This window comes from Pseudokineococcus lusitanus, from assembly GCF_003751265.1.
GTDB classification, from domain to species: Bacteria; Actinomycetota; Actinomycetes; order Actinomycetales; family Quadrisphaeraceae; genus Pseudokineococcus; species Pseudokineococcus lusitanus.
The window spans coordinates 539,759-559,130 of the sequence record NZ_RJKN01000002.1 but is presented as its reverse complement, the minus strand read 5'-3'; the positions used below and the strand labels follow the sequence as shown (position 1 = coordinate 559,130).

20 protein-coding genes are annotated in these 19,372 nt (G+C 77.4%); 10 read left to right on the top strand and 10 right to left on the bottom strand.

All coding sequences use genetic code 11. The annotated features are described in order from the left end of the window. Position 1: 1 nt before the first annotated feature. Positions 2-598 (bottom strand): helix-turn-helix domain-containing protein, encoded by a 597-nt coding sequence (locus tag EDC03_RS05820; protein WP_123379222.1) that lies wholly within the window; start codon positions 596-598, stop codon positions 2-4. Positions 599-767: 169 nt separating this feature from the next. On the opposite strand from EDC03_RS05820, the gene EDC03_RS05815 reads away from it, so the two are divergent. Continuing rightward, positions 768-1,757 carry an NAD(P)/FAD-dependent oxidoreductase gene (locus EDC03_RS05815; protein WP_422393794.1) on the top strand — a complete coding sequence of 330 codons (990 nt, stop codon included), beginning with the start codon at positions 768-770 and terminating at the stop codon, positions 1,755-1,757. 83 nt (positions 1,758-1,840) lie between these two features. Continuing rightward, positions 1,841-2,464 (top strand): class I SAM-dependent methyltransferase, encoded by a 624-nt coding sequence (locus tag EDC03_RS17830; RefSeq protein WP_422393793.1) that lies wholly within the window; start codon positions 1,841-1,843, stop codon positions 2,462-2,464. Between the two features lie 27 nt (positions 2,465-2,491). Here EDC03_RS17830 and EDC03_RS05805 read toward each other — a convergent pair whose 3' ends face one another. After that, complete coding sequence (locus EDC03_RS05805) at positions 2,492-2,719, bottom strand: hypothetical protein (protein WP_123379219.1); 228 nt, start codon at positions 2,717-2,719, stop codon at positions 2,492-2,494. 286 nt (positions 2,720-3,005) lie between these two features. Between EDC03_RS05805 and EDC03_RS05800 the strand changes: the two genes are divergently transcribed. Then, positions 3,006-3,875 (top strand): PhzF family phenazine biosynthesis protein, encoded by an 870-nt coding sequence (locus EDC03_RS05800; RefSeq protein ID WP_123379218.1) that lies wholly within the window; start codon positions 3,006-3,008, stop codon positions 3,873-3,875. Here the strand turns inward: EDC03_RS05800 and EDC03_RS05795 are convergent. Beyond that, positions 3,872-4,396 (bottom strand): MarR family winged helix-turn-helix transcriptional regulator, encoded by a 525-nt coding sequence (locus tag EDC03_RS05795; RefSeq protein ID WP_123379217.1) that lies wholly within the window; start codon positions 4,394-4,396, stop codon positions 3,872-3,874. The genes EDC03_RS05800 and EDC03_RS05795 overlap by 4 nt on opposite strands. Before the next feature lie 115 nt (positions 4,397-4,511). Here EDC03_RS05795 and EDC03_RS05790 point away from each other — a divergent pair, with 115 nt between their 5' ends. Continuing rightward, positions 4,512-5,081, top strand: a complete 570-nt coding sequence (locus EDC03_RS05790; RefSeq protein WP_123379216.1) for an NADPH-dependent FMN reductase — start codon at positions 4,512-4,514, stop codon at positions 5,079-5,081. 73 nt (positions 5,082-5,154) lie between these two features. On the opposite strand, the gene EDC03_RS05785 is transcribed toward EDC03_RS05790, so the two are convergent. Beyond that, positions 5,155-5,826, bottom strand: a complete 672-nt coding sequence (locus tag EDC03_RS05785; protein ID WP_123379215.1) for a dihydrofolate reductase family protein — start codon at positions 5,824-5,826, stop codon at positions 5,155-5,157. 131 nt (positions 5,827-5,957) lie between these two features. On the opposite strand from EDC03_RS05785, the gene EDC03_RS05780 reads away from it, so the two are divergent. Further along, the gene (locus EDC03_RS05780) at positions 5,958-6,350 is read left to right on the top strand and encodes a PPOX class F420-dependent oxidoreductase (protein WP_123379214.1); all 393 of its coding nucleotides are present in this window, start codon (positions 5,958-5,960) and stop codon (positions 6,348-6,350) included. 104 nt (positions 6,351-6,454) lie between these two features. On the opposite strand, the gene EDC03_RS05775 is transcribed toward EDC03_RS05780, so the two are convergent. After that, on the bottom strand, positions 6,455-7,516 hold the full coding sequence (locus EDC03_RS05775; protein WP_123379213.1) for a D-2-hydroxyacid dehydrogenase: 1,062 nt from the start codon (positions 7,514-7,516) through the stop codon (positions 6,455-6,457). Positions 7,517-7,695: 179 nt separating this feature from the next. Between EDC03_RS05775 and EDC03_RS05770 the strand changes: the two genes are divergently transcribed. The 3 genes from EDC03_RS05770 to EDC03_RS05760 all read left to right on the top strand — a co-directional run bounded on the left by EDC03_RS05770 (position 7,696) and on the right by EDC03_RS05760 (position 11,924). Beyond that, complete coding sequence (locus EDC03_RS05770) at positions 7,696-9,978, top strand: putative bifunctional diguanylate cyclase/phosphodiesterase (protein ID WP_148058019.1); 2,283 nt, start codon at positions 7,696-7,698, stop codon at positions 9,976-9,978. A gap of 90 nt (positions 9,979-10,068) precedes the next feature. Continuing rightward, positions 10,069-11,088, top strand: a complete 1,020-nt coding sequence (locus EDC03_RS05765; protein WP_123379329.1) for an NAD(P)-dependent alcohol dehydrogenase — start codon at positions 10,069-10,071, stop codon at positions 11,086-11,088. A 59-nt stretch (positions 11,089-11,147) separates the two neighbouring features. Beyond that, positions 11,148-11,924 (top strand): SDR family NAD(P)-dependent oxidoreductase, encoded by a 777-nt coding sequence (locus tag EDC03_RS05760; RefSeq protein ID WP_199719987.1) that lies wholly within the window; start codon positions 11,148-11,150, stop codon positions 11,922-11,924. 129 nt (positions 11,925-12,053) lie between these two features. Here EDC03_RS05760 and EDC03_RS05755 read toward each other — a convergent pair whose 3' ends face one another. After that, positions 12,054-12,815: an SDR family NAD(P)-dependent oxidoreductase gene (locus tag EDC03_RS05755; protein WP_123379211.1), complete on the bottom strand. Its 762-nt coding sequence runs from the start codon at positions 12,813-12,815 to the stop codon at positions 12,054-12,056. Positions 12,816-12,944: 129 nt separating this feature from the next. On the opposite strand from EDC03_RS05755, the gene EDC03_RS05750 reads away from it, so the two are divergent. Next, a complete protein-coding gene (locus EDC03_RS05750; RefSeq protein ID WP_123379327.1) occupies positions 12,945-13,625 on the top strand; it encodes a nucleoside/nucleotide kinase family protein in 681 nt (226 codons plus the stop codon). Between the two features lie 13 nt (positions 13,626-13,638). On the opposite strand, the gene EDC03_RS05745 is transcribed toward EDC03_RS05750, so the two are convergent. Beyond that, positions 13,639-14,235, bottom strand: a complete 597-nt coding sequence (locus tag EDC03_RS05745) for a TIGR03086 family metal-binding protein (RefSeq protein ID WP_123379210.1) — start codon at positions 14,233-14,235, stop codon at positions 13,639-13,641. A gap of 39 nt (positions 14,236-14,274) precedes the next feature. On the opposite strand from EDC03_RS05745, the gene EDC03_RS05740 reads away from it, so the two are divergent. Further along, positions 14,275-15,138: a helix-turn-helix transcriptional regulator gene (locus EDC03_RS05740; protein WP_123379209.1), complete on the top strand. Its 864-nt coding sequence runs from the start codon at positions 14,275-14,277 to the stop codon at positions 15,136-15,138. Between the two features lie 28 nt (positions 15,139-15,166). Here the strand turns inward: EDC03_RS05740 and EDC03_RS05735 are convergent, their stop codons facing one another. From EDC03_RS05735 to EDC03_RS05725, 3 genes are all read right to left on the bottom strand, one after another. Continuing rightward, positions 15,167-16,345 (bottom strand): L-talarate/galactarate dehydratase, encoded by a 1,179-nt coding sequence (locus tag EDC03_RS05735; RefSeq protein WP_123379208.1) that lies wholly within the window; start codon positions 16,343-16,345, stop codon positions 15,167-15,169. A 75-nt stretch (positions 16,346-16,420) separates the two neighbouring features. Continuing rightward, positions 16,421-17,746, bottom strand: a complete 1,326-nt coding sequence (locus EDC03_RS05730) for an enolase C-terminal domain-like protein (protein WP_123379207.1) — start codon at positions 17,744-17,746, stop codon at positions 16,421-16,423. Then, positions 17,743-19,371: an aldehyde dehydrogenase (NADP(+)) gene (locus EDC03_RS05725; RefSeq protein WP_123379206.1), complete on the bottom strand. Its 1,629-nt coding sequence runs from the start codon at positions 19,369-19,371 to the stop codon at positions 17,743-17,745. Before EDC03_RS05725 ends, EDC03_RS05730 begins: the two co-directional genes overlap by 4 nt. Between the last annotated feature and the right edge of the window lies 1 nt (position 19,372).

Genomic DNA, 19,372 nt, shown 5'->3' with positions numbered 1-19,372 from the left:
GTCAGCCGGCGGGCCGGGCGGGCCGTGCCCGCAGGTGCGCCTTCTGCCCCTGCGGGCCCATGAGGACGAGGAGCTCGGCCACGTCGTCGCCCTCGTTGCTCGTGGCGTGCGGCGTCCGCGTGTCGAACTCCGCCGCCTCGCCGGGACCCATGACGAGCTCGTGCGGGCCCAGGCGCAGCCGGACCCGGCCGTCGAGGACGTACATCCACTCGTACCCCTCGTGGCTCTGCTGCTCGTGGCCGCGGCCGTAGCCGACGGGCAGGAGGAGCTTGACCGCCTGGATGCCGCCGGGCCGCCGCGTCAGCGGGACCATCGTCATGCCGCCGCGCTGGACCGGCCGGGCGCGGATGCGCGGGTCGCCCGTCTCGGGCGCGCCGACGAGCTCGTCGAGGGGGACGTCGTGCGCCCGGGCCAGCGGCAGCAGGAGCTCCAGCGTGGGGCGCCGCTGCCCGGACTCCAGGCGCGACAGCGTGCTCACGGAGATGCCGGTGGTGGCCGAGAGCTCGGCCAGCGTGCGGTCTCCGGAGACCCGCAGGGCCTTGAGCCGCGGGCCCACGGCGTCGAGGACGGTCGCGTCGTCGTCGGGGTCGGCGGACATGCGCGCACCTTGCCAGATCAGCAAGGAGGTTTGCCAGCCGGCGAGGCGTGGGCGCAGGCTTGCCGCAGGCGTCCACCACCGGTGGACGCGGGGACCGGGACCGACGGAGGAGCACGTGGTGGCAGCAGCAGGAGCAGCAGGGGCGGGGCGGCCGGGTGCGGACGTCGACCTGGGGGGCACCTACGACGTCGTCGTCGTGGGGGGCGGCGTCGCCGGCCTCGCGGCGGCGCTGACGAGCGCGCGGGCGCTGCGGAGCACGCTCGTCGTCGACGCCGGGCAGCCGCGCAACGCGCCGGCGCACGGGGTCCACGGCTTCCTCGGGCGCGAGGGCGTGCCGCCGCTCGAGCTCGTGGCGACGGGGCGTGCCGAGGTCGAGGCGTACGGGGGCCGGGTCGTCGCGGGGACGGCCGTGTCGGCCCGCCGCCTCGACGGCGCCGAGCTGCCGGGGGCAGCGCGCTTCGAGGTCGCCCTCGAGGACGGGCGCACGGTGCGGGCGCGGCGGCTCGTCGTGACGACGGGGGTGGGCGACGACCTGCCGGACGTCCCGGGGCTCGCCGAGCGGTGGGGCCTGGACCTCCTGCACTGCCCCTTCTGCCACGGCCGCGAGGTCGCGGACGAGGTGGTCGGCGTCCTGTCGACGAGCGCGCACGGCGCCGAGCAGGCGCTCATGTGGCGCGGCTGGTCCGACCGCGTCGTCTACCTCCAGCACACGGGCCCGGCGCCGTCGGAGGAGCTGGCGGAGCGCCTCGCGGCCCGCGACGTCGAATGGGTCGAGGGGCAGGTCGTCGGCACGGAGGTCGACGACGACCGGCTGACGGGCGTGCGCCTGGCCGACGGGCGGGTCGTGCGTCTCGGCGCCCTCGTCACCATGACGCAGGTCGTCGTCCGCGGCGGCGGCGTGCTCGAGGGGCTGGGGCTGCGGCCGGAGCCGCTGCTCGGGCCGGGCGGGTTGGTGCTCGGCGAGCACGTGCCGGCCGACCCGACGGGCGCCACGGCCGTGCCGGGCCTGTACCTCGCCGGCAACGTCACGGCGCCGATGGCGCCCGTCCCCCTGGCCGCGTCCGGCGGGATGATGGTCGGCTCCCTCGCGGTGCGCGACCTCGTCGCCGACGACACCGACGCGGCCGTCGCCGCCCGCCGCGAGCGGGTGCCGGCGTGAGCGGCCACGGCGGCCACGGGAGCCACGGGGGCCACGGGGGCCACGGCCACGGCCACGGCGGGCACGGCGGGGGCGACGACCGGCTGGCCGCGTTCACGCCCGGTCGTCCGGCGGCCGAGGCGTGGGACGACTTCTACCGGCAGTCCCCGCGGCTCTGGTCGGGCCGGCCCAACGCCCGGCTCGTCGAGGTGGCGGAGGACCTGGCGGCGGGCCGCGCCCTCGACCTCGGGTGCGGGGAGGGCGGCGACGCCGTCTGGCTGGCCGGCCGCGGCTGGACGGTCACGGCCGTCGACGTCGCGACGACGGCGCTCGCCCGCACGCAGGAGCTGGCCGCGGAGCGGGGCGTGGCGGTGACGACGGAGCAGCACGACCTCACGGCGACGCTGCCGTCCGGCTCGTTCGACCTCGTCAGCGCCTGCTTCCTCCAGTCGCCGCTGGAGTGGGACCGCGGGGCGCTGCTGCGGCGGGTCGCCACGGCCGTGGAGCCGGGCGGGCTGCTGCTCGTCGTCGACCACGGGGCCGTGCGGCCGCCGTGGGGCTGGCACGACGAGGGCGAGGTGCCGACCGCGCGGCAGCTGCGGGCGTCGGTCGGGCTCGACGACTGGGAGGACGTCCGCGTCGACGACCCCGAGCGCGAGGCCACCGGGCCCGACGGGCAGGTGGGGACGGTCAGCGACGCCGTCGTCCTCCTGCGCCGGCCGGCGTAGGGCCGGGGGAAGGGCGCCCGACGTCCGTCAGGGCGTCGGGCGCTCCTCCCACGAGCGGCCGCGGCGGCGGGCGGCGTCGCGCAGGCCGTCGAGCACGAGCCGGGGCCCGGGCGGCCAGGACGCGGCGCGGGCGGGGTCGACGACGACGTCGTCGCCCCGGGCGAGCGTGAGGCGGATGCGCCGCACGGCGGCCGCCAGCGCGGGGCCGGTGGCCTCCTCGGGCAGGTCGACCCGTACCGCCGTCGCGCCGCTCATCGCCGTCGCCCCCGTCGTGCCGTCGTCGGTGGCCGCCGCCGGGCGGCCTCGTGGTCCGACCCTCCCGCGCGGGGCGGGGCGCCGTCGTCAGCCCGGGGGTGGGACCCGACCTCCTACCAGGGGATGAGGTGCCCCGGCGGTGGACCACCCGGTGCGCCGCCGCGCGACAGGCGTCGTTCGGGACGCCCCGGCGTCGTCGCAGGTCAGCGGTCCGGTCGGTCCGCGAGGGCCGACCATCTCCTGCCGTACGGCGGCCGCCCGTGGTGAGGGCGGGCAGGATGCCCGGGTGCGCCGCTTCTCCCAGGTCGACGTCTTCACCGAGGCCCCCGGGCCCGGCCTCGGCAACCCCGTGGCCGTCGTCCACGACGCCGAGGGCCTCGACGACGCCGCGATGCAGGCCTTCGCGCGCTGGACCAACCTCTCGGAGACCACCTTCCTGCTCCCGCCGCGCGACCCGTCGGCCGACTACCGGCTGCGGATCTTCACGCCCGGGCGCGAGCTCCCCTTCGCCGGGCACCCGACGCTCGGCTCGGCGCGGGCATGGCTCGCGGCCGGCGGCGAGCCGCGGGCCGGGCACCTCGTGCAGGAGTGCGGGGCCGGCCTCGTCGCCGTCCACCGCGGGGGCACGACGCCGGGCGGGGGTGAGCGGCTCGCCTTCACCGCGCCGCCCCTCGTCCGCAGCGGCGCCGTGGACGAGGGCCTGCTCGCCCAGCTCCGGCGCGGGCTCGGGCTGGCGGAGGGCGACGTCGTGGACGCCGCCTGGACGGACAACGGACCCGGCTGGGTGAGCCTCCTGCTGCGCGACGCCGCCGCGGTGCTCGCCCTCGAGCCCGACCCGGCCGAGCTCGCCGGCCTCGAGGTCGGCGTCGTCGGGCCCCACCCGGCGGGCGCGGCGGAGGGCGTCGACGTCGAGGTCCGCGCCTTCGCCTTCGGGGCCGTCGGCGTCGAGGACCCCGTCACCGGGAGCCTCAACGCCGGTCTCGCGCAGTGGCTGCTCGGCTCCGGCCGGCTCTCGGCGCCCTACGTCGCCGCGCAGGGCACGGCGCTCGGGCGTCGTGGACGGGTGCACGTCGACGTCGTGGACGGCGACGGCGGCCGGGAGGTCCGCGTCGGCGGCGGGACGCTGCTCGGCGTGACGGGCGAGGTCGCGCTCTAGCCGCGACCGGCGGGCGGGCCGTCGCACGCCCCGGGCTCCTCGGCGGCGCAGGGCCCCTCGACGGCGGAGCGGACGACGGCGTCGAGGGCCGCCGTGACCGGCGCGAGGTCGACGCCCGCGAGGTGGTCGAAGAGCCGCCGCCGGGTGCTGCCGAGGTGCGCGGGCCAGGTCTCCTCCAGGCGGGCGAGGCCCCCGGCGGTGAGGACGGCGAACCACCCGCGCCCGTCCTCGGGCGAGCGCTCGCGGCGCACGAGGTCGGCCGCTTCGAGGCGCTGGACGACACGGGTGATGCCGGACAGCGACAGCGCCGCGGCCCGCGCGAGGTCGCTCATCCGCAGGCGGCGGCCCGCCGCCTCGGAGAGGTGGACGAGGACGAAGTACTCGCTCGTCGACATCCGGCCGTCGCGGAGGAGGTCCTCCTCGAGCACCCGGGGCAGCGTGACGAGGAGCCGCGCGAGGGCGCGGAGGAACGCCTCCTCCTCCGCGTCGAGGGGGACGACCCCCTCCGGCTCCTCCGTCACCCGGCCAGAGTACTTGTGCGCTGAAGCACCGTGCTAGGTTGCTTGCGCGAGCAAGTTTCCGCACCCGACCGGGCGCCGTCGACGACGGGCACGCCCCGACGCGAGGGAGTCCCCCATGTCCGACCTGAAGATCGCCGTCATCCTCGGCAGCACCCGCGAGGGCCGCAACGGCGGCGCCGTCGCCGACTGGGTCCTCGAGCAGGCGAAGGGGCGCGAGGGCGCCACCTACGAGCTCGTCGACCTCCGCGACCACCCGCTCCCGTTCTTCGACGAGCCGATGGGCCCGTCGATGAAGGCCTCCGAGCGTCCCGAGGTCGTCCGCTTCGCCGAGACGATCGGCCGCTACGACGGCTACGTCATCGTCACGCCGGAGTACAACCACTCCTTCTCCGCGGTGCTGAAGAACGCCCTCGACAGCATCTACGGCGAGTGGAACGACAAGGCCGCGGCCCTCGTCTCCTACGGCTCCTTCCAGGGCGCCCGCGCCGTCGAGCAGCTGCGCCTCGTGCTCTCCGAGCTGCAGGTCGCGCACGTCCGCGGCCAGCTCGGCTTCAACCTCTTCACCGACTTCGAGAACTTCTCGACGTTCACGCCGGGCCCGCAGCACGCCGACGCCGCCCAGGCGCTCTTCGGCCAGCTCGAGAAGTGGTCCGCCGCGCTGCGGACGGTGCGCGCCGGCGCCTGACGCCCGCACCACCCACGACGAGGGGGACGCCCGCCCGGGCGTCCCCCTCGTCGTGCGTCCGGCGCCGGGTGGGTCAGCCGTCGCCCCACTCGTCGGCGGCGAGGTCGTCCACCGCGGGCGCGGCGGTCGGCGCCGGGACGACGCCGTACGTCGTCTGCACCATCCCGCCGGGCAGGACCTCGGTACGGCGGTGCTCCAGGTCGACGTCCGCGGGCAGCGGGCCGAACAGCGGGGCGCCGGAGCCGATGAGCACGGGCACGCGGGAGAGGGTCAGCTCGGTGACCAGGCCCGCGGCGAGGCACGCCTGCACGGCCCGGCCGCCGTCGACGTAGACGCGCACGACGCCCGCCTCGGACAGCGCCGCGACGGCGTCCTCGAGGTCGGCGTGCACGACGACGCGGGCGTCGTCGCCGTCGCGCAGCGACGAGGAGAGCACGTGCACGGGCTTGTCCTGGTACGGCCAGCTGTCGAAGCCGGCGATGACCTCGTAGGTGCCCCGGCCCATGAGGACGGCGTCCACGCTCGAGACGAAGTCGCGGAAGCCGGCGTCCCCGGCGGCCTCGCCGCGCTCGGTCAGCCAGTCGAGGTCGCCGTCGAGGCGGGCGATGAAGCCGTCCACCGACATGCCGATGAAGACGCACCCCTCGAGGGCGGGCGCGACGGCGTGGGCGGGTGCCTCGTCGTGGGCGGCGGGGGCCCCGCCGGGCCCCCCGTGGTGGGCGGTCGGGCCGGCTGCGGCGCTCATGGGGACCAGCCTGCCCGAGCGGCGGCGGGCGGACCCGTCGGACGCGCGGCGGGTCGGCGCGCGGGGGCGGCGGGCGCGGCGCAGGGTGGGCGGAGCGGGACCGCCCGGGTGCCGCGAGCACCGGAGGAACCGTGGACCTGCCCGAGGACCTGCTCGCCCTGCTGCGTGCGCCGAGCCCCGCCTTCGTCACGACGCTCATGCCGGACGGCTCGCCGCAGACGACCCAGACGTGGGTGGACACCGACGGCGAGCACGTGCTCGTCAACACCGTCGTCGGCTACCAGAAGACGCGGAACGTCGAGCGGGACCCGCGGGTCAGCGTCGCCGTCCAGGACCCCGAGAACCCGTTCCGCTACATCTCCGTGCGCGGCCGCGTCGTCCGCACGACGACGGACGGCGCCGCCGAGCACATCGACGCGCTGGCGCAGCGCTACACCGGCCGCCCCTACGCCTGGTACGGCGGCCGCGACCAGCAGCGGGTGGTGCTCGTCGTGGAGGCCGACAAGGTCCACGGCATGGGCTGACGAGCGCGCCCCCGTCCGTCTCCGGCACATCGGTGCCCTTGTGCCGGTGGGTGGGCGACTCGTGGGCACGTGGGTGCCCCTGTGCCGGTGGACGGGCGCCGGCGTCAGTAGAACTCGACGACGTCCACGCGGTTGCGGAGCTCCCGGCCGTCGAGCAGGCGGCCGGCGTTGTCGGCGGCGAGCTCGGCGATGCGGTGGTCGAGCGTCGTCGTCTGCGCGGCGGTGTGCGGGCTGAGGAGGACGTCGGGCCGGTCCCACAGCGGGCTGCCCTCGTCCAGCGGCTCGCGGGCGACGACGTCGAGCGCCGCGAAGCCGACGCGGCCGTCGTCGAGGGCGCGGACGAGGGCCTCCTCGTCGACGGCGGTGCCGCGGCCGACGTTGACGAAGGTCGTCCCGGGGCGCAGCGCGGCGAAGACGTCGGCGCCGACGAGGCCCTTGGTCGCGGGCGTGCCGGGCAGCGTGACGACGACGGCGTCGACCCGCCCGGCGGCCTCGGCCAGCCGGTCGGCGGGGACCATCTCGTCGACGCCCTCGACCGGGCGGCCGCGCCGGCTCGAGCCGACGACGCGCGCCCCGAGCGCGGAGAGCACCCGGGCGACCTCCGTGCCGATGCCGCCGAGCCCGACGACGAGGACGGTGGAGCCCGCGAGCTGGCCCATGAGCCACGAGCCGGCCCACCGGTGCGCGGCCGAGTCGGCCTGCAGCCGCGGCAGCCGCTTGGCGCCCGCGAGGAGCCCGAGCAGCGCGAACTCCGTCAGCGCCTGCGCGTGCACGCCGGCCGACGTCGTGACGGCGACCCGCTCCAGCTCCTCGGGCGTCAGCCGAGCCGCGCGCACCGACTGCCCGCCGCCCGCCGCGGGGGTGTGGACCCAGCGCAGCCCGGGGTTGGCGCGGACGAGCCGGGCGAGCGCCGCGGGGGAGTCGTCGGGGACGCCGAGGACGGCGTCGGCGCCGTCGAGGAGGCGCTCGAACTCGGCCTGCTGCTCGGGCGTGCGGCGGAAGTCCGGGTCGCCCCCCTGGTCGCCGGGGAAGCGGACCGGGGCGTGCAGCTCCGGCCCGACGACGAGGTCGACGCGGGGCTCGCGCTCGGTGAGCAGGGCGCGGGCGCCGTCGTCCAGGGCGGTGGCGACGGCCAGGCGCAGCCGCCCGGGCTCTCGGTCGGTCACGGGGCTCCTCGGGCGGGCGGTCGTCGGGCGCGCGGGCGCGGCCGCCGGGCGGCGGCCCGCCCCGGTCTACCACCCCGCGGTGCGCCGTCCGGGTGACCACGGCGTCAGCGGTGCGCCCGACCGGGTGCCCTCCGCCGCGGCCGGTGCGTCGCGCACGCCGGGCTGCCGACCAGGGGCACGTGAGCGAGACGCCGGCACGACGTCGTCGGGCGCCGGCCCGTGGGGCCCGGCCGCCCGCGCTGCCGACGGCTGCCGTCGTGGTGCTCCTCCTCGTGGCCCTCGCCGCGCTCGCGGCGGGCGTCACGCCCCTGCTCGTGTGCGGCGTCGCGACCGCGGCGGTCATGGTCGTCGGCGTCCTCGTGCACCGGCAGACCAACGCGTGGCTCTGGCTCCTCGTCGCCGCCGTCATGGCCACGTGGGGCGTCGGCCGGCTCGCCCAGGCGCACGACGTCGTCGTCGCCCAGCAGGTCTGCGACGCGCTCTGCCTCGTCATGGCCGGGGTCCTCGTCGTCGTCGTCATGCGGTGGGTCGCGCGGGCCCGTCGGCGGCCGGACCTCTTCGACACCGTGACCGTCCTCGTCGTCGTCGTGCTGGCCGTCGTGCAGGTGGCGCAGCTCCTCGGAGAGGAGCGCCCGGTCGCCGCCCTCGCGAGCGTCCAGGTCGTCATCACCGCCTTCCTCGGCCGGCTCGCCCTCTCGCGCCGCCGCCTCCAGCCGGCGTGGGTGACGCTCCTGCTGGGTGCCGTCCTCATGTCGACCGGCGGCCTGGCCGAGCCGCTCGCGGCCGGTGCCGGCGACCTCCCCGCCCTCGCGCTCGGCGCCGGCAGCCTCCTCTTCGCCGTCGCGGCGCTGCTGCCGAGCTCCCGCTCCGCCCTCGTCGCCGAGGCGCTCGTGGAGCGCGCCGCCGGCTCGAAGGTCGTCCTCGCGGCGCTGCCGCTCGTGCTGGCCCCCGCCGGGCTCTGGGCCGTCGACCGCCAGCTCGGCACCGGCGCGCTGCCCGAGGCCCTCCACATCGCCGTCGGCACCCTCTCCGCCGCCACGGCGGTGCTGCGCGCCTTCGCCGCGACCCGGCGGCTCGAGCACCAGGCCGAGCACGACCCCCTCACCGACCTCCGCAACCGGCGCGGCCTCGCCCGCGTCCACGACCAGGCCGAGCACCCGTGGGCGCTCCTGCTCGTCGACCTCGACGACTTCAAGGACGTCAACGACAGCTACGGCCACGACGCCGGCGACCAGCTCCTCCTCGTCGTGCGCGCCCGCCTCCTCGAGGCCGTCGCGGACGACGGCGTCGTCGCGCGCTTCGGCGGCGACGAGTTCGCCGTCCTCGTCCACCCGGGCCGCGAGGTCGCCGTCGCCGAGCGCGTCGTCGCGGCCATGCGCGCGTCGGTCGTCGTGGACGGCGCCGGCGGGGTCTCGGTGCGCTGCACCGCGAGCGTCGGCGTCACGCCCCCCGTCCCGGGCCTCGGCCTGTCGGAGCTGCTGACGCGCGCCGACGTCGCGCTCTACGCGGCGAAGGGCGACGGCCGCGACCGGGCGCGGGTCTACGCCCCGGAGCAGCGGGAGGCCGTCGTCGAGCGGCTCACCCTCACGAGCCAGGTCCGCCAGCTCCTCGGCGGGCGGTCGCCCGCGGTCGGCCGCCTCGAGATGCACTACCAGCCGCTCGTCGAGCTGCGGACGGGCGAGGTCGTCGGCGCGGAGGCGCTCGTCCGCTGGCGCCACCCCGAGCAGGGCCTGCTCGCGCCCGACGCGTTCCTCGGCCACGTCGCGACGACGGGCCTGGACGCCGAGCTCGACGCCGCCGTCCTCGCCGAGGTGCTCGAGCAGATGGGCCGCTGGCGCGACCAGCGCCGCCGCGTGCTGCCCGTCAGCGTCAACCTCACCCGCTCGAGCCTGCTCGACCCGGCGCTCGCCGACCGGGTGGCCGACGGCCTCGCCCGTGCCGGCGTCCCCGGCCGCCAGCTGCGCGTGGAGATCACCGAGCACGAGCCCCTGCCCGACGACGACGGCCTCGCGGCGACGCTGCAGCGGCTGCGCGGGCTCGGCGTGGAGGTGCACCTCGACGACTACGGCACCGGCTACACGTCGCTGGACTACCTCGAGCGCTTCCCCGTCACGCTGCTCAAGGTGGACCGCTCCGTCGTCCAGGCGCTGCCCGGCCGCAGCCAGGTCGTCGCGGGGCTCGCGGCGCTCTCGCGGACCATGCGCCTGGACGTCCTCGCCGAGGGCGTCGAGACGCCGGAGCAGCGGGCCCGGCTCGTCGAGCTCGGCGTCCGCTACGGCCAGGGCTGGCTGTTCTCCCGGCCGCTCGCGGCGGCGGACTACGCGGCGGGCGTCCTCGGCGACCCGCCGCCCGTGCCGCCCGTGCCGCCCGTGCCCGCGCCGCGGCTCCCCCTCGCGGCGGCACCCGCGGGCCCGGCCACCGGGCGCCCCGACGGCGACCGGACCCGGGCGGGCATGATCTGACCCGGCGGTGCGCCGGAGCGCCGCCGGAGACGAGAGGCGGCCAGCGTGACCACCACAGCCAGCAGCGACGTCGGGGCCGTGCCCCGCACCATGCGCGCCAGCGTCATGACCGGCGTGGGCGCCGTCGAGGTGCAGGAGCGCCCGGTGCCGGTGCCCGCCGACGACGAGGTGCTCGTGCGCGTCGGGTCCGTGGGCGTCTGCGGCTCGGACGTCCACTACTACAAGGAGGGCCGGATCGGCGACATGGTCGTCACCGGGCCCCTCGTGCTCGGGCACGAGGTCGGCGGCACCGTCGTCGGCGTCGGCCGCGACGTCCCCGAGGCGCGGGTCGGCCAGCGCGTCGCCCTCGAGCCCCAGAAGCCGTGCCGGCGCTGCCGGCAGTGCCACGCGGGCCGGATGAACCTGTGCCCCAACATGATCTTCTACGCGACGCCGCCGGTCGACGGCGCGTTCTGCGAGTACGTCACCGCCCCCGCGGACTTCGCGCACCCGGTGCCGGACAGCCTGTCCGACGCGGCCGTCGGCCTGCTCGAGCCGCTGTCGGTCGGCATCTGGGCGATGCACAAGGCGCAGGTCAGCCTCGGCGACCGCGTCCTCGTGGCCGGCGCCGGCCCCATCGGCGCGATGGTCGCCATGGCCGCCCGTGCCCGCGGGGCGTCCGAGGTCGTCGTCACCGACCTCGTCGAGTCCCGCCGCGAGCGGATCCTGCAGTTCGGCGCCACGCGCGCCCTCGACCCGCGCGAGGCGGCCGCCGAGCTCGAGACGCTCGAGGCCGACGCCTTCGTCGACTGCACCGGCGCCACCCCGGCCGTGCAGTCGGGCATCCGCTCCGTCCGCGGCGGCGGCGCCGTCGTCCTCGTGGGCCTCGGTGCCGAGGAGATCGAGCTGCCGGTCCAGCTCATCGCCACCCGCGAGATCACCCTCACCGGCGTCTTCCGCTACGTCGACACGTGGCCCCGCGCCATCGAGCTCGCCCGCACGGGCGCCGTCGACCTCGACGGGATGGTGACCGCCCGCTACGACCTCGACCACGTCGCCGACGCGCTCGAGGCCGACGGCGACCCGCTGAGCATGAAGGCCGTCGTCGACGTCGCGGGCGGCCCGGCGTGAGCGAGGGGACGAGCGGCGCGGTGCAGACCGAGGGCCACGGCCCCCGCGCGGCGAGCGGTGTGCTGGACCGCTTCCGGCTCGACGGGCGGGTCGCGCTCGTCACCGGTGGCTACCGCGGCCTCGGCCGCGCCTTCGCCCAGGCGCTCGCGGAGGCGGGCGCCGACGTCGCCGTGGCGGCGCGGGACGAGGCGGCCTCCGTCGAGGCCGCGGCGGAGATCGCCGCGTCCACCGGCCGGCGCACGCTGGGGCTGCGGATGGACGTCACCGACCGCGCCGAGGTGCAGGCCGGCGTCGAGCGCGTCGTCGCCGAGCTCGGCGGGCTGCAGGTCCTCGTCAACAACGCGGGCACGTGCATCCACGAGCCGGCGCTCGAGGTGAGCGACGAGCACTTCCAGCAAGTGCTGCAGACCAACGTCACCGGCGTCTGGCTGCCGTCGCAGGTGGCGGCGCCGTTCCTCGCGCAGCAGGGCCCGGACGGCGTGCGCGGCACGGTCGTCAACATCGGCTCCATCAGCGCGCAGATCGTCAACCGCCCGCAGATGCAGCCCGTCTACAACGCGAGCAAGGCGGCGGTGCACCAGCTGACGAAGTCGCTGGCGGCGGAGTGGGCGCCGATGGGCATCCGCGTCAACGCGCTCGCCCCGGGCTACGTCAAGACGGAGATGGCGCCGGTCGACGAGCCGCGCTTCCGCCGCATGTGGATCGAGGACGCGCCGATGCAGCGCTACGCGACGCCCGAGGAGGTGGCGGCCAGCGTCGTCTACCTCGCCAGCGACGCGTCGTCCTTCTGCACCGGCACGGTCCTCGTCACCGACGGCGGGTACACGCTCCACTGACACCCCGCCCGCCCTCTCCCGCGACATGGCCACACGTCGCGGGAAGGGCGGGCCCCGGGCCGCGTCATGGCCACACGTCGCGGGTGGGGACGGCAGGCCGGAAAGGGGCTGCGGCGGGAAGGGCCGGGGTCAGAGGGCGGTGTAGCCGCCGTCGACGAGCAGGCACTGCCCGAGCACGTACCGCGAGGCCGGGGACAGCAGGAACTCGACCACGCCCGCGACGTCGTCGGGCTGCGCGACGTCGCCCAGCGGGATCCGCGAGCGCCAGGCGTCCGCCGTCGCCGGGTCGCCCTCGAGGACGCCGAGCGTCTGCTCCGTGGCGACGTAGCCGGGGGAGACGCCGTTGACGCGGACCCCGAGGTCGGCCCACTCGACGGCGAGCGAGCGGACGAGCGCCTCGACGCCCGCCTTCGACGCGTTGTAGGCGCTCTGGCGCTGCGGCACGTTGACGACGCGGGCGGACATCGAGGCGATGGCGACGACGTCGCCCGGCTGCCCCGCCGCCACGCAGAGCCGGGCGAAGGCCTGGGCCGTGACGAAGGTGCCCGTGAGGTTGACGCGCAGGACGCGCTCGAAGTCCTCGACCGACGTCGTCAGCGCGTCGCCGACGAGCGCCGTGCCGGCCGCGTGGACGAGGGCGGTGGGGCGGCCGAGGCGGGCGGAGACCTCGTCGAGCGCGGCGGCGACGGACGCCGGGTCGGTGACGTCCGCGGCGACGCCCACGGCGGGCGACGGCGTCGGGAGAGCCGCTGCGACGGACTCCACCTCGGGCAGGAGGTCGAGCAGGGCGACGTCGGCGCCCGCCCGTGCGACCCGCTCGGCGCAGGCGAGGCCGATGCCCCGCCCGCCGCCCGTGACGACGACGACCGATCCCCGGAGGTGCTGCGACATCCCGGCACCCTACGGTCGTCCTCGCCCGCGCCCGGCGGGCGCACCGGACGTCGAGGAGGACGCATGCACGAGGTCGACGAGGACGGCCGGGGCACGGCCGCGGGGGTCGTCGCCGGGGAGGCGCCGGCGGTGCCGTCGACGCTGGACGACCTCGTCGAGCGGGTGGTCGCGCTCGTCGACGCCGCCGGCGGCGGGCGCGTCCTCGTCGGGGTCGCGGGAGCCCCCGCCGCCGGGAAGACGACGCTCGCGCAGGCGCTCGTGGCCGCGGCCGACGCGCGGCTGCGCGGCACGGGCACCGTCGAGGGGCCGGCCGCCGTGCAGGTGCCCATGGACGGCTTCCACCTCGCCGACGTCGAGCTCGAGCGCCTGGGGCTGCGGGACCGCAAGGGCACGCCGCCGACCTTCGACGCCGGCGGCTACGTGGCCCTCCTGCGACGGCTGCGCGCGGCCGACGAGGACGTCGTCTACGCGCCCGCCTTCGAGCGCGACCTCGAGCAGGCGCTCGCCGGCGCGGTGCCCGTCCCGGCGGGCGCGCGCCTCGTCGTCACGGAGGGCAACTACCTCCTGCTCGAGGAGGGGCCCTGGTCCGCGTGCGGGGAGCTCCTCGACGAGGTCTGGTACGTCGACGCCGAGGAGGGCGCCCGCGAGGAGCGCCTGCTCGCCCGCCACGTCGAGTTCGGCAAGAGCCGCGAGGAGGCCACCGCGTGGATGGCCGCCGTCGACGACCCCGACGCCGCGCTCGCGGCCGGCAGCCGCGAGCGCGCCGACCTCGTCGTCCCGCCGTCGGTGGTCAGCGCGCTCGTGCGCTGACGCGCGGGCCGGGTCAGGCGGTCCGGCCCAGCCGGGCGAGCAGGCGCACCTCGCGGGACGCGCCCGCGGGCGCCTCGACCCCGGCGCGGCAGATGCCGTCCAGGTGCAGGGCCGGGCCGAAGGAGTCGGCGCCCACCTCGAGCGTCAGCAGCTCGTCCGGCGTGAAGGTGGCGCCGGCCGGGTCGCCGACGGCGCGGGCGACGTCCCAGCGGTGGACGACCATGTCCCACACGTAGAAGCGGCCGAGCGCCTCGCCGAGCGTCGTCGGGCCGAAGAAGCCGTCGAAGGGCGTGGCCGGGACGGCGGGGTCCTCGAGCGCCGTCGCCACCGCGTCCGCGTGCGCCCGCCAGGCGCCCGCCGGGTCGGCCCGCACGTCCGCCGCGGCGCCGAGGTCGACGCCGTGCTCGGCGCAGAAGGAGCGCTGGGTCTCCACGAGGTGCGCCACGACGTCGCGGGCGGCCCAGCCCTCGCACGGCGAGGGCGACGCCCACCCGGCGTCGTCGACGCCGTCGAGCAGGGCCGTCAGCCGGCGGTCGGCGGCGAGGTAGTCCGCCCGGACGTCGCTCGGGGAGCCGGTCGGGACGGCGGAGGGAGCCGAGGGGGTCGTCATGCCGCCGGACGCTAGGGAGGCGCGGCAGGCTGGGTCTTGATGGAACCCGACACCAGCGGCCCCGCGGGCGGGCGGCCCGACGACGTCGAGCGGGCGCACCTGCGCGAGCCCGGCGACACGTCCCACCGCATCCACCGCTACCCGCCCGCGCCCGACCTCGCGCCGCTCGTCCGGCGGTTCTGGCTGCCTGTCTGGTCGGTGCCGCCCGACCGCGAGGCGCCGCAGCGGGTCCTGCAGCACCCGGTGTGCCTCCTCGTCGTCACGCCGACGTACGCCCACCTCGTCGGCGTGACGTCGGGGATGTCGACGACGGTCCTCGCGGGCGACGGGTGGGCGGCCGGCGTCATGCTCACGCCCGCGGCGGGGCTCCTCGTCGCCCGGCAGCCGCTCGCCGGGCTCGTCGACCGGACGGCCGACCTCGTCGACGTGCTGGGCGCCGACGGCGCGCGGCTCGTCGACCGCGTCCGGACGGCGATGGCCGCCGACCCGCACGGCGACGCGGCGCACGCCGAGGTGCGGGCCGCGTACGGCGACCTCCTGCGCCCCCTGCTGCCCGTGGACGCGGAGGGCGAGCTCGTCGACCGGGTGGTCGCCCTCGTCGAGGGGCGGACCGACATCACCCGCGTCGCGCAGGTGTGCGCGGGGACGGGGCTGTCCGAGCGGGCCCTGCAGCGGCTCGTGCACCGCCGGGTGGGGCTGACGCCGAAGTGGCTCGTCCAGCGCCGGCGGCTCCACGAGGCCGTCGGCCTGCTGCGCGACGGGCGGACGACGCAGGCCGAGGTGGCCGCCGCACTGGGCTACGCGGACCAGGCGCACCTCGTGCGGGACTTCTCCCGCGTCACCGGGCAGACTCCGGGACGGTTCGCGGCCCAGCAGCGGGCGGGCGCGGCCGGCCCCGGGTGAGCAGGGCCGGCCGCGCCGCCGGCAGGGCTCAGGCCCCGACGGTCACCGACCGCGTCGTCCACGCCCGCAGCCGGTCGGTGGGCGTGACGCCGAGGCCCGGGCGGTCGGACAGGTGCATGCGGCCGCCGGAGGTCTCCAGCTCCTCGTGGAAGAGCGGTGCGAACCAGTCGAAGTGCTCGACCCACGGCTCGTGCGCGTACGCCGCGGCGAGGTGGAGGTGGATCTCCATCGCGAAGTGCGGGGCGAGCGTGAGGTGGTGCTGCTCCGCGACGGTCGCCAGCTTGAGGAACTGCGTGATGCCGCCGATCCGCGGCGCGTCCGGCTGGATGACGTCGACCGCGCGGTGCCGCACGAGCTCGAGGTGCTCGGCGACGCTCGTGAGCATCTCGCCGGAGGCGATGGGGGTGTCGAAGGTGCGCGCGAGGTCGGCGTGGCCCTCGGCGTCGTACGCGTCGAGCGGCTCCTCGACCCACACGAGGTCGAGCGGCTCGAGGGCGCGGACGGCGCGGACGGCGCGGGCCCGGTCCCACTGCTGGTTGGCGTCGACCATGAGCGGCACGTCGGGGCCGACGTGCTCGCGCAGCGCCGTGACGCGACGGACGTCCTCGGCGGTGTCGGGCAGCCCGACCTTGATCTTCAGGGCGCCGATGCCGGCCTCGAGCGTGCGGGTCGCGTTGTCGCACACCTGCTCGATCGTCTCGTGGAGGAAGCCGCCCGAGGTGTCGTAGCAGCGGACCGAGTCCCGGTGGGCGCCGAGCAGCTTGGCCAGCGGCAGCCCCGCCCGCTTGGCCTTGAGGTCCCACAGGGCCACGTCGATCGCGGCGACGGCCTGCGTCGACGCGCCGCTGCGGCCGACGGACGCGCCGGCCCAGACGAGCTTCGTCCACAGCCGGGCGATGTCGCTGGGGTCCTCGCCGATCAGCTCCGGCGCCACCTCGACGGCGTGGGCGAGCTGGGCGGGGCCGCCGGCGCGCTTGGAGTACCCGAAGCCGAAGCCCTCGAGGCCGGACTCGGTGCGGATCTCCGCCACGAGGACGACGACCTCGGTCATCGGCTTCTGCCGGCCGGTGAAGACCTTCGCGTCGCTGATGGGGTTCGCCAGCGGCAGCGTCACCGACGACAGCGTCACGCCGGTGATCCGGTCGACGACGGCGGCGGCCCGCGACGGGCGGGTGTCGGGGACGGTGGGGGCGGTCGACGTGGTCACGGGTCCTCCGGGCGGCGGTGGGCGGGGCGGGCGCGAGCGGTGGTGCGGGGCGGGCCGGTGGTGCGGGCCGGCCGGTCAGCGGACGAGCGCGGGCCGCTTCGGGTCGAAGGACCAGCCGGGCACGAGGTGCTGCATGGCGACGGCGTCGTCGCGCGCGCCGAGCCCGTGCTCGCGGTAGGTCTCGTGCGCGGCGGCGAGCGCCTCGCGGTCGAGCTCGAGGCCGAGGCCCGGCGCGTCGGTCACCGTGAGGTGCCCGTCGGTGATCGGCATCGGTGCCGTCGTGAGGGCCTGGCCGTCCTGCCAGACCCAGTGGGTGTCGAGCGCGGTGATGTCGCCCGGCGCCGCGGCTCCCACGTGGGCGAACATCGCCAGCGAGATGTCGAAGTGGTTGTTGGAGTGCGACCCCCACGTCAGGCCGAAGTCCTGGCACAGCTGGGCGACGCGCACGGAGCCGCGCATCGTCCAGAAGTGCGGGTCCGCGAGCGGGATGTCGACGGCGGCCGAGCGCACCGCGTGCGCCATCTGGCGCCAGTCGGTCGCGACCATGTTCGTCGCCGTCGGCAGGCCGGTGCGGCGGCGGAACTCGGCCATGACCTCGCGGCCGGAGAAGCCGCCCTCGGCGCCCACCGGGTCCTCGGCGTAGGCGAGGACGCCGTGCAGGTCGCCCAGCAGGCGGACGGCGTCCTCGAGCAGCCACCCGCCGTTGGGGTCGAGGGTGACGCGGGCGTCGGGGAAGGCCGCGGCGAGGGCGCGGACGGCCTCGACCTCCTGCTCGCCCGGGAGCACGCCGCCCTTGAGCTTGAAGTCCGCGAAGCCGTAGCGCTCCTGCGCCGCACGGGCGAGCGCGACGACGGCGTCCGGGGTCAGGGCCGGCTGCCGGCGCAGGCGCTCCCAGTCGTCGGCCGGGGCGTCCTCGACGACGTAGGGCAGCCCGCTGCCCGCGTGGTCGCCGACGTAGAAGAGGTAGCCCAGCACCGGGACCTCGCGGCGCTGCTGCCCCTCGCCGAGGAGCTCGGCCACGGGGACGCCGAGGTGCTGCCCCAGCAGGTCGAGCAGCGCCGACTCGAGCCCGGTCACCGCGTGGACGGTGGTGCGGAGGTCGAAGGTCTGCAGGCCGCGGCCGCCGGCGTCGCGCCCGGCGAAGGCGGTGGCCACCTGCCGCAGCAGCGAGCCGGCGCGCCCCACGGGCTCCCCGAGGAGCAGCTCGGCGGCGTCCTCGACCGTGCGGCGGATGGCCTCCCCGCCGGGGACCTCGCCGAGGCCGGTCGCGCCGGAGGAGTCGGTGAGGACCACGACGTTGCGGGTGAAGAAGGGGGCGTGCGCGCCGGAGAGGTTGAGCAGCATGGAGTCGTGCCCGGCGACGGGGACGACCTCGACGCGGGCGACGGTGGGCGTGCTCATGCCTGCTCCTCCGGGCGGCGCAGCACGCCGTCGACACGGCGCGTCAGGTGCCAGGGGTTGTCGTCGCGCAGCGACGGCGGGAGGACGTCCTGCGGGGCCGACTGGTAGCAGACGGGGCGGAGGAACCGGTCGACGGCGAGGGTGCCGACCGACGTCGTGCGGCCGTCCGACGTCGCGGGCCAGGGCCCGCCGTGGACCATCGCGTGCGAGACCTCGACACCCGTCGGCCAGCCCCCGAAGAGCACGCGGCCGGCGCGCTCGACGAGCAGGGGCACGACCTGCTCGACGAGGGCCGCGTCCGCGCCGTCCGCCGGACCCGCGTGGAGGGTGGCGGTCAGCTGCCCCTGTGTGGCGCGCAGCGCGTCGAGCAGCTCGTCGTCCGAGCCGTAGCGGACGAGGAGGGCGACGGCGCCGAAGACCTCCTCCTGCAGCTCGGGCCGGTCGCGGTACGCGGCCGCCGTGGTGCTGAGCAGCCGGGGACCGGGGGCGTTGGGCCCGGCGCCGGTGCCGCCCGCCGCCACCTCCTCGACGTCGTCGTGGTCGACGAGCGCGGCGGTGCCGCGGCGGCACGCGTCCGCGATGCCGCCGGTGAGCATCGGCTGGCCGGTGGCGTCGGCCACCGCGGCCGCCGCGGCCGCGACGAAGGCGTCGCCCGCCCCGCCGGCCGGGAGCAGCAGGACGCCGGGGTTCGTGCAGAACTGCCCCGCGCCGAGCGTGAGCGACCCGACGAAGGCGGTGGCCAGCGCCGCGGGCTCGTCGAGCGCGCCGGGCAGGACGACGACCGGGTTGACCGCCGACATCTCCGCGTGGACGGGGATCGGCACGGGCCGCGCCGCCGCCGTCCCCATCAGCGCGCGGCCCCCGGCGCGCGAGCCGGTGAAGCCGACCGACGCGATGCGGGGGTCGGCCACGAGCGCCTGCCCGACCTGGCTCCCGGGCCCGAAGACGAGCGAGAACACCCCGGCCGGCAGGCCCGAGGCCGCGACGGCCCGGGTGATCGCCCGGCCGACGAGCTCGGAGGTCCCCGGGTGCGCGCCGTGCGCCTTGACGACGACGGGGCAGCCGGCGGCCAGCGCGGCCGCCGTGTCGCCGCCCCCGACGGAGAAGGCGAGAGGGAAGTTGCTGGCTCCGAAGACGGCGACCGGCCCGACCGGCACCTTGACCAGCCGCAGGTCGGGGCGGGGCAGCGGCGTGCGGTCGGGCAGCGCGGTGTCGAGGCGGGCCCCCAGGTGGTCGCCCTGCTCGACGACGTCGGCCAGGAGCCGCAGCTGGCCCACGGTGCGGGCGCGCTCGCCCTCGAGGCGGGCCTCGGGGAGGCCAGTCTCGAGGGAGCCGGTCCGGGTGAGGAGGTCCCCGAGGGCGTCGACCTCGTCGGCCGCGCGCCGCAGGAAGGCGGCGCGGTCGGCGGGGGCGAGGTCGCGGTAGACGGGGAACGCCTCGGCGGCCGCGCGGCACGCCCGCTCCACGGCGTCGGGGCCGACGAGCGCGAAGATCGGGCCGGTCGCCTCGCCCGTGCGCGGGTCGACGGCGCGCAGCTCGCCGGCGTCGCCGCGCACCTCCTCCCCGGCCACGAGGGACACGCCGGTCACGGCGGGGGCGGAGGTGGTGGGGGAGGCGGTCGTCACG